15 protein-coding genes are annotated in these 13,608 nt (G+C 74.5%); 1 reads left to right on the top strand and 14 read right to left on the bottom strand.

Annotation, left to right across the window (positions count from 1 at the left end):
* Nucleotides 1-58 precede the first annotated feature (58 nt).
* The 8 genes from FJR00_RS12495 to FJR00_RS12460 form a co-directional block, all read right to left on the bottom strand.
* Entirely contained in the window at nucleotides 59-1,582 is a 1,524-nt protein-coding gene (locus FJR00_RS12495; RefSeq protein ID WP_141339032.1) for a proton-conducting transporter transmembrane domain-containing protein, read from the bottom strand.
* Nucleotides 1,579-3,186, bottom strand: coding sequence for a complex I subunit 4 family protein (locus FJR00_RS12490; RefSeq protein ID WP_238330478.1), 1,608 nt, complete (start codon nucleotides 3,184-3,186; stop codon nucleotides 1,579-1,581). The genes FJR00_RS12495 and FJR00_RS12490 overlap by 4 nt, the downstream gene beginning before the upstream one ends.
* Complete coding sequence (locus FJR00_RS12485; protein ID WP_238330477.1) at nucleotides 3,183-5,258, bottom strand: proton-conducting transporter transmembrane domain-containing protein; 2,076 nt, start codon at nucleotides 5,256-5,258, stop codon at nucleotides 3,183-3,185. The genes FJR00_RS12490 and FJR00_RS12485 overlap by 4 nt, the downstream gene beginning before the upstream one ends.
* Nucleotides 5,255-5,584, bottom strand: coding sequence for an NADH-quinone oxidoreductase subunit NuoK (nuoK, locus tag FJR00_RS12480; protein ID WP_141339031.1), 330 nt, complete (start codon nucleotides 5,582-5,584; stop codon nucleotides 5,255-5,257). Before nuoK ends, FJR00_RS12485 begins: the two co-directional genes overlap by 4 nt.
* Nucleotides 5,581-6,078, bottom strand: a complete 498-nt coding sequence (locus tag FJR00_RS12475; protein WP_075956928.1) for an NADH-quinone oxidoreductase subunit J family protein — start codon at nucleotides 6,076-6,078, stop codon at nucleotides 5,581-5,583. Before FJR00_RS12475 ends, nuoK begins: the two co-directional genes overlap by 4 nt.
* On the bottom strand, nucleotides 6,075-6,569 hold the full coding sequence (locus FJR00_RS12470; protein WP_075956929.1) for a 4Fe-4S binding protein: 495 nt from the start codon (nucleotides 6,567-6,569) through the stop codon (nucleotides 6,075-6,077). Before FJR00_RS12470 ends, FJR00_RS12475 begins: the two co-directional genes overlap by 4 nt.
* A complete protein-coding gene (gene nuoH / locus FJR00_RS12465) occupies nucleotides 6,566-7,540 on the bottom strand; it encodes an NADH-quinone oxidoreductase subunit NuoH (protein WP_141339030.1) in 975 nt (324 codons plus the stop codon). Before nuoH ends, FJR00_RS12470 begins: the two co-directional genes overlap by 4 nt.
* A gap of 63 nt (nucleotides 7,541-7,603) precedes the next feature.
* Complete coding sequence (locus FJR00_RS12460) at nucleotides 7,604-7,990, bottom strand: hypothetical protein (RefSeq protein ID WP_075956930.1); 387 nt, start codon at nucleotides 7,988-7,990, stop codon at nucleotides 7,604-7,606.
* A 63-nt stretch (nucleotides 7,991-8,053) separates the two neighbouring features.
* Here FJR00_RS12460 and FJR00_RS12455 point away from each other — a divergent pair, with 63 nt between their 5' ends.
* Nucleotides 8,054-8,236: a PspC domain-containing protein gene (locus tag FJR00_RS12455; protein WP_141339029.1), complete on the top strand. Its 183-nt coding sequence runs from the start codon at nucleotides 8,054-8,056 to the stop codon at nucleotides 8,234-8,236.
* On the opposite strand, the gene FJR00_RS12450 is transcribed toward FJR00_RS12455, so the two are convergent.
* The 6 genes from FJR00_RS12450 to FJR00_RS12425 form a co-directional block, all read right to left on the bottom strand.
* Nucleotides 8,217-9,068 (bottom strand): CoA transferase, encoded by an 852-nt coding sequence (locus FJR00_RS12450; protein ID WP_181409621.1) that lies wholly within the window; start codon nucleotides 9,066-9,068, stop codon nucleotides 8,217-8,219. The two genes, FJR00_RS12455 and FJR00_RS12450, sit on opposite strands and share 20 nt — an antisense overlap.
* The gene (locus FJR00_RS12445) at nucleotides 9,065-9,595 is read right to left on the bottom strand and encodes an NADH-quinone oxidoreductase subunit C (protein WP_141339028.1); all 531 of its coding nucleotides are present in this window, start codon (nucleotides 9,593-9,595) and stop codon (nucleotides 9,065-9,067) included. Before FJR00_RS12445 ends, FJR00_RS12450 begins: the two co-directional genes overlap by 4 nt.
* Nucleotides 9,592-10,209 (bottom strand): NADH-quinone oxidoreductase subunit B, encoded by a 618-nt coding sequence (locus FJR00_RS12440; RefSeq protein ID WP_141339027.1) that lies wholly within the window; start codon nucleotides 10,207-10,209, stop codon nucleotides 9,592-9,594. The genes FJR00_RS12445 and FJR00_RS12440 overlap by 4 nt, the downstream gene beginning before the upstream one ends.
* A gap of 2 nt (nucleotides 10,210-10,211) precedes the next feature.
* Nucleotides 10,212-10,568 carry an NADH-quinone oxidoreductase subunit A gene (locus FJR00_RS12435; protein ID WP_141339026.1) on the bottom strand — a complete coding sequence of 119 codons (357 nt, stop codon included), beginning with the start codon at nucleotides 10,566-10,568 and terminating at the stop codon, nucleotides 10,212-10,214.
* A 75-nt stretch (nucleotides 10,569-10,643) separates the two neighbouring features.
* Nucleotides 10,644-11,951: a class I SAM-dependent methyltransferase gene (locus tag FJR00_RS12430; RefSeq protein WP_141339025.1), complete on the bottom strand. Its 1,308-nt coding sequence runs from the start codon at nucleotides 11,949-11,951 to the stop codon at nucleotides 10,644-10,646.
* Nucleotides 11,948-13,360: an FAD-binding oxidoreductase gene (locus FJR00_RS12425; RefSeq protein ID WP_141339024.1), complete on the bottom strand. Its 1,413-nt coding sequence runs from the start codon at nucleotides 13,358-13,360 to the stop codon at nucleotides 11,948-11,950. The genes FJR00_RS12430 and FJR00_RS12425 overlap by 4 nt, the downstream gene beginning before the upstream one ends.
* Nucleotides 13,361-13,608: the final 248 nt, after the last annotated feature.

The following is a 13,608-nucleotide window of genomic DNA, read 5'->3' as shown; positions in this document are numbered from 1 at the left end:
TCCAACGTCCGTGCCGGCCCCCCGTGTTCCGCCGGGGTGGCCCGTCCTGGCGACGGGCTCAGAGCACGCCGAAGGGGGTGACGCTGCCCACGACGACGACCGCGGTCAGGACGGAGACCAGGACGCCTTCACGCACCGGGACCCTCGGGCGGGCCGCGCCCTCCTGGGCGTCGTCACCGTCCCCGTCGGCCCGGTCGCCGGGCGAGGTGGCCTGCAGGGCCGGGGCCGGGTCGGGCGTCTGCAGCAGCACCGCGACCCAGCGGACGTAGACGGCGATGCCCAGGGCCACGTTGAGGGCGGCCACCACCGCCAGCCACCAGGTGCCGTCCGCCGCGACCGGGCGCAGGGCGACGATCTTGGCGACCAGCCCGAGCACGGCCGGCGGCAGGCCGGCCAGGGTCAGCAGAGCAAGGGCCAGCGGCAGCCCCAGCAACGGCCGGGTCCGCACGAGGCCGCGGTGGGCGGTCAACGCCGTCCCCGGACCGGTGGTCACCGGACCACCGGTCGCCGGCCGGGCCACCGCCACCACGACGACGAGCGCGAGCAGCGTGCCGACGACGTAGACGACCAGGTAGGACCCCGCGGCGTGCACCGCGCGGGAGGACAGGGCCGCCAGCGGCAGGAGCACCCAGCCCGCCTGCGCCACCGTGGACCAGGCGAGCAGCCGCACGGTGTCGACCTGGCCCAGCGCCACGAGGTTGCCCACGGTCATCGACAGGGCGGCGAGCAGGGCCACCGCCAGCAGCGTCGTGCCGTCCACCGTCCCCAGCGCGCGGACGAGGACGACCAGTCCGCCGAGGGCGGCGACCTTGGAGACGGTCGCGAGGTATGCCGTCACGGGCAGGGGCGCCCGCGCGTAGGTGACGGGGGTCCAGGCGTGGAAGGGGACGGCGGACACCTTGAACGCCAGGCCGGCCAGCAGCAGCACCGCCGCGACGGCGAGCAGCCCGGTGTCGTCGGTGGTCGGGACGGCCAGCAGGGCGGTCCCCGTGGCGGCGACCCAGAAGGCCGCGCCGAGGGCCATGAGCCCGAACGAGACGAGCGAGGTGGTCAGCAGCGACACCGCCCCGTCGACCGCCCCGGCGCGGCCGCCGGAGGTCCATCGGGGGTCGGCCAGGACGACCAGGGCCACCGTCGGCAGCGTCGCCAGCTCGAGGGCGACCAGCAGGGTGCCGAGGTCTCCCGCCGCGGGGACGGCGACGGCACCGGCGGTCGCCCCCAGGACCAGTGCTGCCACGACGGGCGTCCGGCCCACGCCGGAGGGCTGGCGCCAGTCGTCCCAGGCGAGCACGAGGACGACGAGCCCGCCCAGCAGCGCGGTCAGCTGCAGCACCGAGGTCAGTCGGTCGGCGGTGTAGAGGCACTCCCCCGACGGCAGGCAGAAGGACGTGCGGGCGTCGCCGGCGACCAGCCCGAGACCGGGCCAGGTGCCCAGTGCCCCGGCGAGGAGGCCGCCGCCGGCGACCAGCAGGTGCGGCTCGCGCCGGCCGGGGACGGCTGCGTCCAGGAGCAGGACGAGGACCGCGGCGACGAGGGGGGCGAGCACCGGGAGGGTGGCGACGAGGTCGAGCTCGAGGGTCATCGGGCCATCACCGCCTCGACGGCCGGGGCGGTGACCGCCAGGAGCACGTGGGGCAGCACGCCGAGCAGGAGGACGAGGACCCCCAGGAGGCGCACGGACAGCCGTTCGGTGAGGACGGCGTCGGGGATGCGCGGCTCGACCCGTTCACCGGCCCACGTCTCCTTGAGCACGCGGGCCCCGTAGGCCACGGCCAGCACGGCACCGACGGCGGCGGCCACGGCATACCCCCGGAACCAGGTCTGCGGACGTCCCTCGGCGGGGTCCCAGGCGGCGTAGACCGCGCCGATCTCCCCCCAGAAGCCGGCCAGCCCCGGCAGCCCCATCGCCGCCGCCATCCCCAGGACGAGGGCGGCGCCCAGGCGCGGGCTGACCTCGCGCAGCGCCGCCCGGGCCACGGTGAGGTCGGCCGAGCCCCACCGGTGCTTGAGCCCGCCGACGACGACGAACAGCAGCGCGGAGATCAGGCCGTGGGCCACGTTGCCGAAGAGTGCTGCCTGCAGGCCGGTCTCCGTGCCGGTGGCCAGGGCGAGGACCACGAAGCCGAGGTGGGCGACCGAGGCCCAGGCGATCAGCCGTTTGAGGTCGCGCTCGACGAGGCAGGCCAGGCCCGCCCAGAGGATGCCGGTGACCGCCAGCCCGCCGAGGAGGGGCGCGAGGGCGGCGAAGCCCTCGGGGACGACCGGCACGACGAGCCGGACCATGCCGTACGTGCCCAGCTTGAGCAGGACCGCGGCCAGCAGCACCGACCCGGCGGTGGGCGCGGTGGCGTGCACCCACGGCAGCCAGGTGTGCAGCGGCCACAGCGGCACCTTCAGCGCCAGGCCCGTGAGCAGCAGTGCGGCCAGCAGGACCTGGGTTCGCGGGGCGATGCCCTGTCCCCGCAGGTCGGCCCAGACGGACAGGTCGGTGGTGCCGGTCGCGGCGGCCACCCCGAGCAGGCCGACGAGCACGAGCGTGGACCCGAGCACGGTGACGAGCAGGAAGCGCAGCGCCGCCCCCTCCCGGTCGCTGCCCGGGTCGCCCCAGCGGGCGACGAGCACCCACATCGGCACGAGCACCAGCTCGAACCCGACGAAGAACAGCAGCGCGTCGCCGGCGAGGAAGGCCACGAGCGCACCGAGGACCACGAGCAGCAGGGAGGCGTGGTACGTCGCCAGGCCGGGCACGTCGGTCCCCCGCAGGAGCGGGATGGGGGCCGTGGTGTCCAGCGTCTCCTCGTCGACGTCGACCTGACGGTGCGGCGGGGGGACGTGCAGGTGCTGCAGCACCGCGACCACGCCGACGACGGCGGTGAGCAGGACCAGGGGGATGCTGATCCCGTCCGCGGACAGCCGCAGCCAGACACCCAGGCTGGGGATCCAGGACACCTCGAGCTCGGGCCGGTGCAGCGCGGTACCGGCCGATCCGACGGCCGACAGCGCCGCCGCGGCGAGGGAGAGGGTGTGCACCGCCCGGTGGCCCGGCACGCTCGGCCACCGGTCCGCGGTGAGCAGGACGACCGCCCCGACCAGCAGCGGCCCGAGCGCCAGCAGCAGCCACCACGTGCCCAGGTCCGGGACGAGGCCGACGGCCTGGTCGAGCGCCGAGCGCAGCGAGCCGGTCATGAGGTCACCACCGCCACGAGCACGACGAGCAGCATGCCGCCGAGCACCCCGGCCAGGGACGGGGTGACGCGCCGCGGCGTCAGCAGGTCACCGGCCCGGCCGACGAGCCGGGCCCCCGCCCCGGCGCCACGCACCCAGGCGTCCAGCACCTCGCCGTCGAACCACGTGACCGCCCGCGCCAGCGCCAGGACGGGTGTGGCGACCACGAGCCGGTAGGCGTAGTCGGCGCCCAGCCCCCGTTCGGCCGCCAGGCTCAGCCGGGCCGGGACCCGGGCGGCCGCGTCCCGGGTGCGGACCCCGCGGGCGGCGAACCACACGGCCAGGGCGGCGGCGGCCATGAGGACGAGGGTGGCCAGGAGCAGCTGCACGTTCAGATGCACGTCGGAACGCCACACGGGCAGCAGGGCCACGACCGAGCCCAGCAGGGTCATCAGCGTCAGCACGGTCGTCCCCAGCCGGGCGGAGGAGGTGATCGCGGCCTCGGCGCGCTCGACGCCCTCGGCCTCGTGCACGACCTGGGGCTCGTCGAAGAAGTCGTCGATCCGTTCCACCGGTCCGGCGTGGTAGGTCGCGGCGTGCTGCTGGGCCAGGGTCGGCCGGTCCAGGACCAGCCAGGCCCGCATGCAGTAGGCGGCGGTGAGGGGTGCCGATGCACCCACGGCGGCGAGCACCATGACCGAGGCCGGGCCGCCGGCCCCGACGGCACCGGTCTCGGCGGTGCCCAGGACCAGCTCCTTGGAGACGAACCCGACGAAGGGAGGCACCCCGGCGAGGGCGAGGAGGCCCCAGGCGAACCGTCGCCGCAGCACGCGGTAGCGCCGGCCGCCCGAGGCGACCACGGCCATGGCCGTGCCACCGACGAGGACGCCGAGCCAGCCGGCCGAGAGGAAGAGCAGCGCCTTGAACCAGGCGTGCGCGAGCAGGTGCTGGGTCGCCGCGTCCGGGCCCGTCTGCGGCGTCGCCGCCGCGAGGGCCCCGAGCATCAGGGCCACCTGGCTGACCGTGGACCACGCCAGGAGCCGTTTCAGGTCGCCCTGGGCGAAGGCCAGCAGGGCGGCGCCGAGCATGGTCACGGCGGCGAGCACGGCGAGCAGCGTCCGGGCCGGGTCCGTCGCCGCCAGGAGGGGGAAGAGGTGGACGAGCACCACCGTGCCGGCGGCGACCATGGTCGCCGCGTGGATCAGCGCGGACGCGGGGGTGGGGCCTTCCATCGCGTCGGGGAGCCAGTCCTGGAAGGGGAACAGCGCCGACTTGCCGGCCACGCCGACGACGAGCAGGACCATCGCTGCGGTGAGGGCCGGCCCCGGGGAGCCGGGCTCGGCGGCCGCCCCGGCGACGCCCGACCAGTGCTCGACGATCCCGGTCAGGGACGTCGTCCGGGCACCGGCCGCGAGGACGACGAGCCCCAGGACGACACCCACGTCCGCGGTGCGGGTGACGAGCAGCGCCTTGAGGGCGGCCCGGCGGGCGGCGGCGCGGGTGGAGTGGTGACCGATGAGCAGGTAGGAGCACCAGCCCATGACCTCCCAGCCGATCAGGAGCAGCAGCACGTCGTCTGCGAGGACGGTCAGCAGCATGGCGGCGGTGAAGGCGGCCACCGTGGCGGCGAAGACCGTGTAGCGCGGGTCGTACCAGAGGTACCACCGTCCGTAGACCTGCACGACGAGGGCGACGAGGGCCACCGCGACGGCGACCAGGCCCAGGGGCCAGTCCACCTGGAGTCCCAGGGGGACGGTCAGCTCGCCGAGCGGCAGCGCCCCGACCGACCCGGACGCGTGCCGGCCGTCGACACGGACGAGCACCACGAGCTGCCACAGCGCCGCGAGGAAGGTGACCAGCCCGCCGCCCACCCCGAGCCAGGCGGCCAGCCGGTTGGACCGTCCGCTGAGGGTGATCACCGCCAGCGCGGTGAGCGCCGGGACGGCGACCAGCCACTGCATCGGCGTGCCCCAGAAGTCGGGCACCCCGGGCAGGAAGGGCAGGTCGGGCATCGGCGGCATCGGCGGCAGCGGGATCTGCAGGTCGTCCCAGGACACGGTCGGGGCCGGTGGTGCGGCGGGCAGGCGGGTCACGGCGTCGAGCTCCCGTCCTCGAGGGGCGCCGCGAGGTCGACGTGACCGCGTTCGCGGGAGAGGGCGAGGAAGACGGCCAGTGCCACGACCACCTCGGCCGCGGCGATGGTGATGAGGAACAGCGTCAGCACGGGCCCGGACGTGGCCGCCGCCGTGCCCTCCCCCACGGTGGTGGAGCTCACGGTGACGAGGAGGAGCCCCGCCGCGCCGAGAAGCAGCTCGACACCGACGAGGACGAGCACGGCGTGCCGGCGGGCGAGGATGCCGTAGACGCCGAGACCGGCGAGCACGGCGACGAGCACGGAGGGCAGCGCGGGATGGATCACGACCGCTTCCCCCCGCCCCGGGCGATCGCGACCCCGGCCACGAGCGCGAGCAGCAGCAGGGCCGAGAGCAGCTCGAAGGGCCAGACGTAGACCCCGAAGATCCCCTCGGCCACGCGGGCGTTGTCCGGGCCGGTCAGCTCGACCCGGTCCCGTCCGACGCTGCCGACCAGGGCCGTGCCCAGCAGCAGGGTCGTGGCCGCACCCACCACCGCGGCGCCCGCGCGCTGGCCCCCGGAGGTGACGACGGGCACCCCGCCGGCCCGGGTGAGCATGAGCGCCACGAGGATGAGCACGACGACGGCACCGACGTAGACGAGCAGCTGCACGAGCGCGACGAGCTCGGCCCCCAGCACCAGGTAGCAGCCGGCGAGCCCCAGGAGGGCCACGACCAGCCACAGCGCCGCGTGCAGCACGCGGCCGGCCGTCACCGCGAGCAGGGCCGAGCCCGCGGTGAGCAGGCCGACGGCGAGGAAGAGCACGTCCAGACCGCTCACCGCTCACCCCCCTCGTCCACGGTGCCGGGCCGGTGCCCCTCGGGGAGGGTGGCGGGCGGCACCTGCTCCATCCAGCCGCCGAGCCGTTCCTTGTCGTGGAGCAGGTTGCGGATGTCCCCCTCGGCGTAGGCGAACTCGGGGGCCCAGAAGAGGGCGTCGAAGGGGCACACCTCCACGCAGATCCCGCAGTACATGCACAGCGAGTAGTCGATCTCGAACCGGTCCAGCTTGTTGACCAGGCGGGGCCGTCCGCGCGGGGCGTCGCCCTCCTGCGGCAGCTCCTCCTTGTGGGAGTCGATGTAGATGCACCAGTCGGGGCACTCGCGGGCGCAGAGCATGCAGGAGGTGCAGTTCTCCTCGAGGAGCGCGATGACGCCGCGGGAGCGCTCGGGCAGGGCCGGCTGCTCGTGCGGGTACTGCCGGGTGTGCGCACCCCGCGCGAGGACCCGGGCCGTCGTACGCAGCCCCTTGAGCAGACCCTTGCCTCTCACTGCAGGACCACCACCCCGACGCCGGTCACGGCCAGCTGGAGGAGGGCCACGGGCAGCAGCACCAGCCAGGCGAAGCGCTGCAGCTGGTCCTCGCGCACGCGGGGCCAGGCCACCCGGAGCCAGAGAAAGACCACCCCCACGACCGCGGCCTTCAGCAGCGTCCAGAGCACGCCGACGACGGCGATGTCGTCCCAGGGGCCGCGCCAGCCGCCGAGGAAGAGCACGGTGAACAGCAGCGCCATGACCACCATGCCGGCGTACTCCGCGAGGAGGAAGAAGGCGAAGCGCAGACCGGTGTACTCGGTCAGCGGACCGAAGACGACCTCGGAGTCGGCGATCGGGGCGTCGAAGGGGGTGCGCTGCAGCTCGGCGACGCTGGCGGCGAGGAAGACGAGGGCCGCCGGCGCCTGCCACAGCAACCACCACCAGGACCACTCCTGGACGATGCCGGTCAGCGAGAGCGTGCCCGCGGCCATGGCCACGCTGGCCGCGGCGATGACCAGCGGCAGCTCGTAGGAGACCAGCTGGGCGCCGGCCCGCATGCCGCCGAGCAGGGAGTACTTGTTGCCGCTTCCCCAGCCGGCCATGAGGGTGCCGATGACGCCCACGCTGGTCACGGCCAGCACGAGCAGGAGCGAGCCGGGCACGTCGGCGGCCACCCAGGCCGCGCCGAAGGGGATGACGGCGAGCGCCACGAGATAGGGGATCAGCGCCACGGCCGGGGCCAGCCGGAACACCGGACGGTCGGCCGCCGCCGGGGTGACGTCCTCCTTCTGGACGAACTTGATGCCGTCGGCGACCAGCTGGAGGATCCCGTGCGGGCCGGCCTCCATCGGGCCCAGACGTCCCTGCATGTGACCCATCACCTTGTGCTCCAGCTGGCCCAGGGCCAGGGGCATGGTGAGGAAGACCGCGAGGACCACCGCGGCCTTCAGGGCGACCTCGACGAGGAGGGGGAGCTCGGACGGCATCGGCGCCACCCTAACCAAGTCCACCGACGCCGCGCTGGCCCCGCGCCGGGCCCGGCAGGCCGGCTAGCGACGGGAGGGCATCTCGTGGCGGTAGGTCCAGGAGGTCAGGGCCGTGCCGAGCATGACCACGAGGACGCCGAGGAAGATGTGCAGCGCCCGCTGGTCGGTCTCCCCCAGGGCGAACTGGACGGTGACCGCCAGGGCGAGCAGCACGGCCAGGGTGGTGTTCACGGGGCCGGCGGACCGTCGCAGGAGGAGGTAGACGAGCGCGGACAGGACCGCCGCGGCGAGGGTGACCCAGGCACCGACCTGGTGGTGGCGCAGGTACCGGTCCTGCCCGTCGAGGAAGGCGGCGGCCCAGCCGGCCTGGCCGATGAGACAGCTGAGCACCACGGTCACCGCGCTGCGCAGGACGATCAGATGGGGGTGGGGCATCGCCGGCAGACGCATACCGTCACTCTGGCAGAGACGTCGCGGTGGCAGACTGAAGACCCGTCGACGAAAGGCACCGTCATGTCGAACACCCTGGTCCGTCCCCGTCGGGGCAAGATCATCGCCGGCGTCTGCGCCGCGCTGGCGGAACGCTTCGGCCTGCCGACGTTCCTGGTCCGGGTGGGCTTCGTCGTCTTCGGGCTGGTCGGCGTCGGCGAGCTCGTCTACCTCGCCCTGTGGATCATCATCCCCAAGGAGCGCTGACCGCCGACAGCGGCACGTCGTGCTCGGCGGCCCACGTCGCCCACTCCTGGGCCGTCCGTCGGCTGAACACCTCCGCGAAGGCCTCGTGGGTGGTCTCCACCCCCAGGGCCTCAGCGGTCCGACGCAGGAAGTGCGGCTCGAGCGCGGCGAGGGCGACGTGCCCCTCCGCGGCCGGGTACACCGCATACCCCGGCAGGCCCCCGCCCAGCAGACCCCCGGGGGCGGTGAGACCCCGGACGGCCGGCTCGGCCATCGCCGCGGCCGCGTCCTCGAGGGCGACCTCCCGCCGTGACCCCACCCCTGTGCGCGTGCGCCGCAGCAGGGCGGCCAGTGCCTCCCCGACCGCCCGTTCGGCCCCGTGGAGGTCGGCGGCCAGCGTGGCCGGCAGGTGCGGGGGGCGCACCAGGCCGACCGCCGCCTGGTAGGTCAGGTCGTGGCCGGGCAGCTCGGCCCGCCGCCCCGGGGAGCCCACCACGTCCACCTGGCACAGGCGGGGATGACGTTCGTGCAGCGTCCCGAAGTCCAGACCGAGCCGTCGCAGCGCCGACGGCCGGGACGAGGTGATCAGCACGTCGGCGTCGGCCAGCAGGGTGTCCAGCCGCTCCCGGGCGTCCTCCCGCTTGAGGTCAAGCGTGACCAGTTCCTGGCCGCGGTGCAGGTCGGCGTACCAGTCCGGCTGGTAGTGCTCCAGCGGGTCGCCACCGGGCGGCAGCACGGTCGTGACCTGCGCCCCGAGACCGGCTAGGCGCGCCGCGGCGAGCGGCCCCGGCAGGTTGACGGCGACCGTGACGACCGTGGTGCCCTGCAGCGGCGGGTCGTCCGGCAGCGTCACCGTGGGCCCCACGACGGGTCGGGCACCCCCGGCGGCAGCAGCCGACGGCGGGACGGCGAGCGCCTCGCCCCCGACCCCTCGCCCGGTTCCTTGGCGCCCGGCCACGCCTTGGACGCGCGCGCCGCGAGCACGAAGCTCTTGCGCAGCGGGGTCCCCTCGAACCCCTCGGGCAGCAGCAGCGGACGCAGCCCCTCCCCCGTCCCGTCGTCGAACCCTTCGAGGTCCAGCCCGAACATCTCGTGCGTCTCCCGCTCGTGCCAGCCGGCGCCGGGGAAGATCCGCGTGACCGACCCGAGCCGCTGGCCGTCGGGGACCCTCGTGGTGAGCAGCACCCGCCGCAGGCCGCCCTCGCCGTGCCGCACGTCGATCAGGTGGCAGAGGACGTCCAGGCCCGGGCCGTGCTCGTCGGTGGCGTCGGTCTCGTCGACGGCCGAGAGCCAGTCGAAGAAGGCATACCCCTCGTCGCGGGCGGCGCGCACCGTCGCGACCCACTCCTCCGGCGGAACCCGCCGGTGCTCGACGCTCACGCCGGGTCCGTCCCGGGCGGGGGCACCAGCCCGCGGGTGACCTCGCCCGCGGAGACGTCCCGGTCGCCGTAGCGGGCGTGGGCCCGCGCGCGCCCCGGGACCTCGGCGGCGATCTGGTCCTGCAGCTGGACGATCCCGGCCAGCAGCGCCTCCGGCCGGGGCGGGCACCCGGGCACGTAGACGTCGACGGGGATGAGCTGGTCCACGCCCTTGGTGACGCAGTAGGAGTCCCAGTAGGGACCGCCCGAGTTGGAGCAGGCCCCGAAGGAGATGACGTACTTCGGCTCGGGCATCTGGTCGTAGAGCCGGCGGATCGCCGGCGCCATCTTGTCGGTGACCGTCCCGGAGACGACCATGAGGTCGGCCTGGCGGGGCCCCGGCGCGAACGGGATCACCCCCAGCCGGATGAAGTCGTGCCGGGCGGTCGAGGCGCTGATGAACTCGATTGCGCAGCAGGCCAGGCCGAAGTTGAAGACCCACAGGGAGTACTTGCGTCCCCAGTTGAGGACCACCTGGACCGCGCGGGGTGCGCGTTCCGCGGGTGCTCCGACCCGGGGGGTGGGCAGCGCGGTGGAGGTGCCCGGTGCGCCGGCGACGGGGGGCTGGGCCGCCATGGTCACCACCACCTCAGCAGGCCGCGGCGCCAGACGTGCAGGAGGGCGACGACGAGCACCCCGATGAAGATCGCCATCTCGACCAGGCTGGCGGCGCCCAGCTCGCTGCGGATGACCAGGGCCCACGGGAAGAGGTAGACCGCGTCGACGGCGAAGATGACGTAGAGGAGCGCGAAGACGAGGTAGCGCACGCTGCCCTGCTCCCACCCGCTGCCGATCGGGTCGACGCCGGACTCGTAGGTCGTGAGCTTGGCGGGGGTCGCGTCGTCCGGCGCGAGCAGGCGGCGCACGCCCGAGCCGGCGGCCACGAGGGCCACGCCGGCCAGGGCGACGGCCGCGACGACGAGGTACTCACGCATCGCGCCCACCCTAGTCGCATCCCGCCGGGCGCGGCGGGAGGTGCACGCGACGGGGTATGCCGTCGCGCCGCCGGTTCAGAACCGCGGCCGCAGGGGGTACCCGGTGCCGCCGTCGGCACCGGTGCGGGTCGCGAGCACCTGGTGCAGCTGGATGCCGCCGCGCTCGAAGCTCAGCCGCGACCCGGCCAGGTAGAGCCCCCAGACCCTGGCGGTCGCCAGTCCCGCCTCGGCCACGCACTCGTCCCAGTGGGCCCGGAGGTTCTCGCACCAGGCCCCGCAGGTGCGGGCGTAGTGCGCCCGGAGGTTCTCGTGGTGCTGCACCTCGAGACCGACCCGCTCCATCTCGGTGACGATGCGACCGGACGCCGCCAGCTCGCCGTCGGGGAAGACGTAGCGGAAGACGAAGTCGCCCTGGCGCATGGGGGCACGGTCGGGGTCGCGCCAGGTGATGCAGTGGTTGAGCAGCCGCCCCTCGTCACGGAGCCGGTCGCGCAGGAAGGTGAAGTAGCGCCCGTAGTTGCGCACCCCGATGTGCTCGGTGAGGCCGATGGAGGAGACCGCGTCGAAGCCCCGCTCGGTGACGTCCCGGTAGTCGGCGTGGCGGACCTCGGCCCCGGTCAGCCCCTCGGCCGCGATCCGTTGCTGGGCCCAGGTGGCCTGGGCGCGGGAGAGCGTCACGCCGAGGGCGGTCACGCCGTGGTGGCGCACGGCGTGCCGCACCATCCCGCCCCAGCCGCAGCCGACGTCGAGCAGCCGCATCCCCGGCCGCAGCCCCAGCTTGCGGCAGACCAGGTCGTACTTCTCCTCCTGCGCCTCCTCCAGCGTGGCCTCCTCGTGCGGGTAGACGGCACAGGTGTAGGTCATCGACGGTCCGAGGAGCATCTCGTAGAAGCGGTTGGAGACGTCGTAGTGGTGCTGCACCGCCTCGGCGTCCCGCCGCCGCCCGTGGCGCAGACCGTGGGCGAGCTTGCGCAGCTCGGACGGGGTCTCCAGGTCGGGCAGCTCCGGCACCCGCAGGCCGGTGGCGCGGGCCATCCGGAGCAGGTCGGGCACCTCGCGCAGCGGAGGACGCCTCAGGTCGAGGCCGCCGAGCAGCTTCAGCTCCTCGTAGGGGTAGGCCTCGTCCATCCCGTCGACGACCAGGTCGCCCTGGAGGTAGGCCCGCACGAAGCCGAGCTGGCCCGGGTGCGTGGCGATGTAGCTCAGGCCCCGGGTGGTGCGGATCCGCAGCACCCGTCCGGCGTCGGGGCCCGCGCTGGAGCCGTCGGGCGCGACGACCCGGACCTGCGGCGGCTCGCCCAGCAGCTCGTGGATCGTGGCGGCCACGGTCCGGGAGCTGCCCGGATCGGCACCCTTCCTCTCGCCGGTCGAGGGCCTCGTCATCGCGATCGCACCGCCTTGTCGTAGAGGGTGGGCAGCCGCCCCTCGGGGTCGTAGCGCTGCTTGACCGGCCGGTACGCCGCGCCGCCGTAGCGCTCCTCGAATGTCGCCTCGTCGAAGAAGGACTCCGAGTAGAGCCCCTTGTGGCCGCCGAGGGCGTGCACCTGCTCCTCGATGGCGCGGTTGGTGTCACCGTGCCGCCCCCCGGGCGGGACGTCGACCGCCGACCAGAAGCCGACGTTGACGTAGTCCTCCCCGACCCGCATCGGGTAGAGCGGCCAGGGCGGCCCCCCGTCCGGCCCGGGGGTGGTCGTCCGCAGCCGGACCGGGCAGAGCCACAGCGGCTCGATGGGGATCTCGCGCAGGAACCACCGGAGGAAGTCCGCGGTGCGATCCAGCGGGATCTCCACGTCCTGGATCACGCGCTCCTGGCGGGGCCGCCCCCGCGCCCGACGGTAGGCCGACACCCAGCCGTGCCGCTGCTCGAAGGCCATGATCCGCCAGTAGACGTCGCTGCGCAGCAGCCGGCGGGGCCAGACCCGGCGGACGAGCGGGCGCTGCGCACCGAAGGCCCGGGAGCACCAGAACCAGTCGGTGTCCCACCGCCACAGGAAGTCGGCGGCCGTCAGCACGTCGCGGCGCCGGTGCTGCACCGAGCGGTAGAAGGGCTCGGCACCGGTGTGGTCGCCGGGCCGGGTCGCGCCCTCGAGGGTGTCCGACCACCGGGCCAGCGTCAGGTAGGCCTCGGTCGGTCCGAAGACGACGCCGTCCATGAAGTCGACCCGGGCCCCGCCGTGGGCCTGCCCGTGGGCCCCCGCGGCCGTGACCTCCCCGATCGCGGCGACGACCGCCTCGACGGAGTCGAACCGGAGGTGCTCGAGCACGACGTACCTGCTGGTGCGTTCGAGCTGGATCACCAGCCCGAGCACGTAGCCCAGGGAGCCGTAGGAGTTGGGCAGCGTCCGGAAGAGGTCGGCGTGCTCCCCGTCGGGGGTGGCGGTCACCACCTCGCCGGTCGGGGTGAGCACGTCCATCTCGAGGACCGACTCGTGCGGGAGGCCGGAGCGGAACGAGGTGGCCTCGATGCCCAGCCCGATGACCGCCCCGCCGATCGTGATCGTGCGCAGCTGCGGCACGACGAGCGGCATGAGCCCGTGGGGCAGCAGCTCGTCGACGAGCTGCTCGTAGGTCGTCAGGCCCCCCACCCGCGCCAGGCCGGCCTCGACGTCCAGGGCGAAGACGCCCTGGAGGGCGGACAGGTCCAGCCCCGACGGTCCGGCGTCCGGGCGTGGGCGGAACAGGTTGGAGGTCTTCTTCGCCAGCCGGACGGGGGCGTCCGGGGGCAGGGCGGCGTACGACTCCCGGGCGGAGCGCACCGCCGCCTCGTAGCGTGGCGACCGGGCCGGACCCATGGCCGCCATCATGCCCCTCCACCGGGTGTGGCGCACGTCTCAGTGGGGCGTCGCCGCCGTCGAAGCCCGCCGTCCCACCGCCTCCTTGCCGAAGACCAGCCCCCTCATCCCCGCTCACGATCGAAGATCGTTCCGCCCGACCGGCCACACCCTCGCGTCAGGTGGAAGATCGTTCGTCGACGACGTTGGTCCCACCGCCAGGGCACGGGTAACCTGGGACCCGCGATGAGGACCTCGAGGATCGACCG

This window comes from Ornithinimicrobium kibberense (genome assembly GCF_006519705.1).
Classification (GTDB): Bacteria; Actinomycetota; Actinomycetes; order Actinomycetales; family Dermatophilaceae; genus Ornithinicoccus; species Ornithinicoccus kibberensis.
Note: the sequence above shows the minus strand (reverse complement) of the source record. Positions and strands in the feature narration are given on the sequence as shown.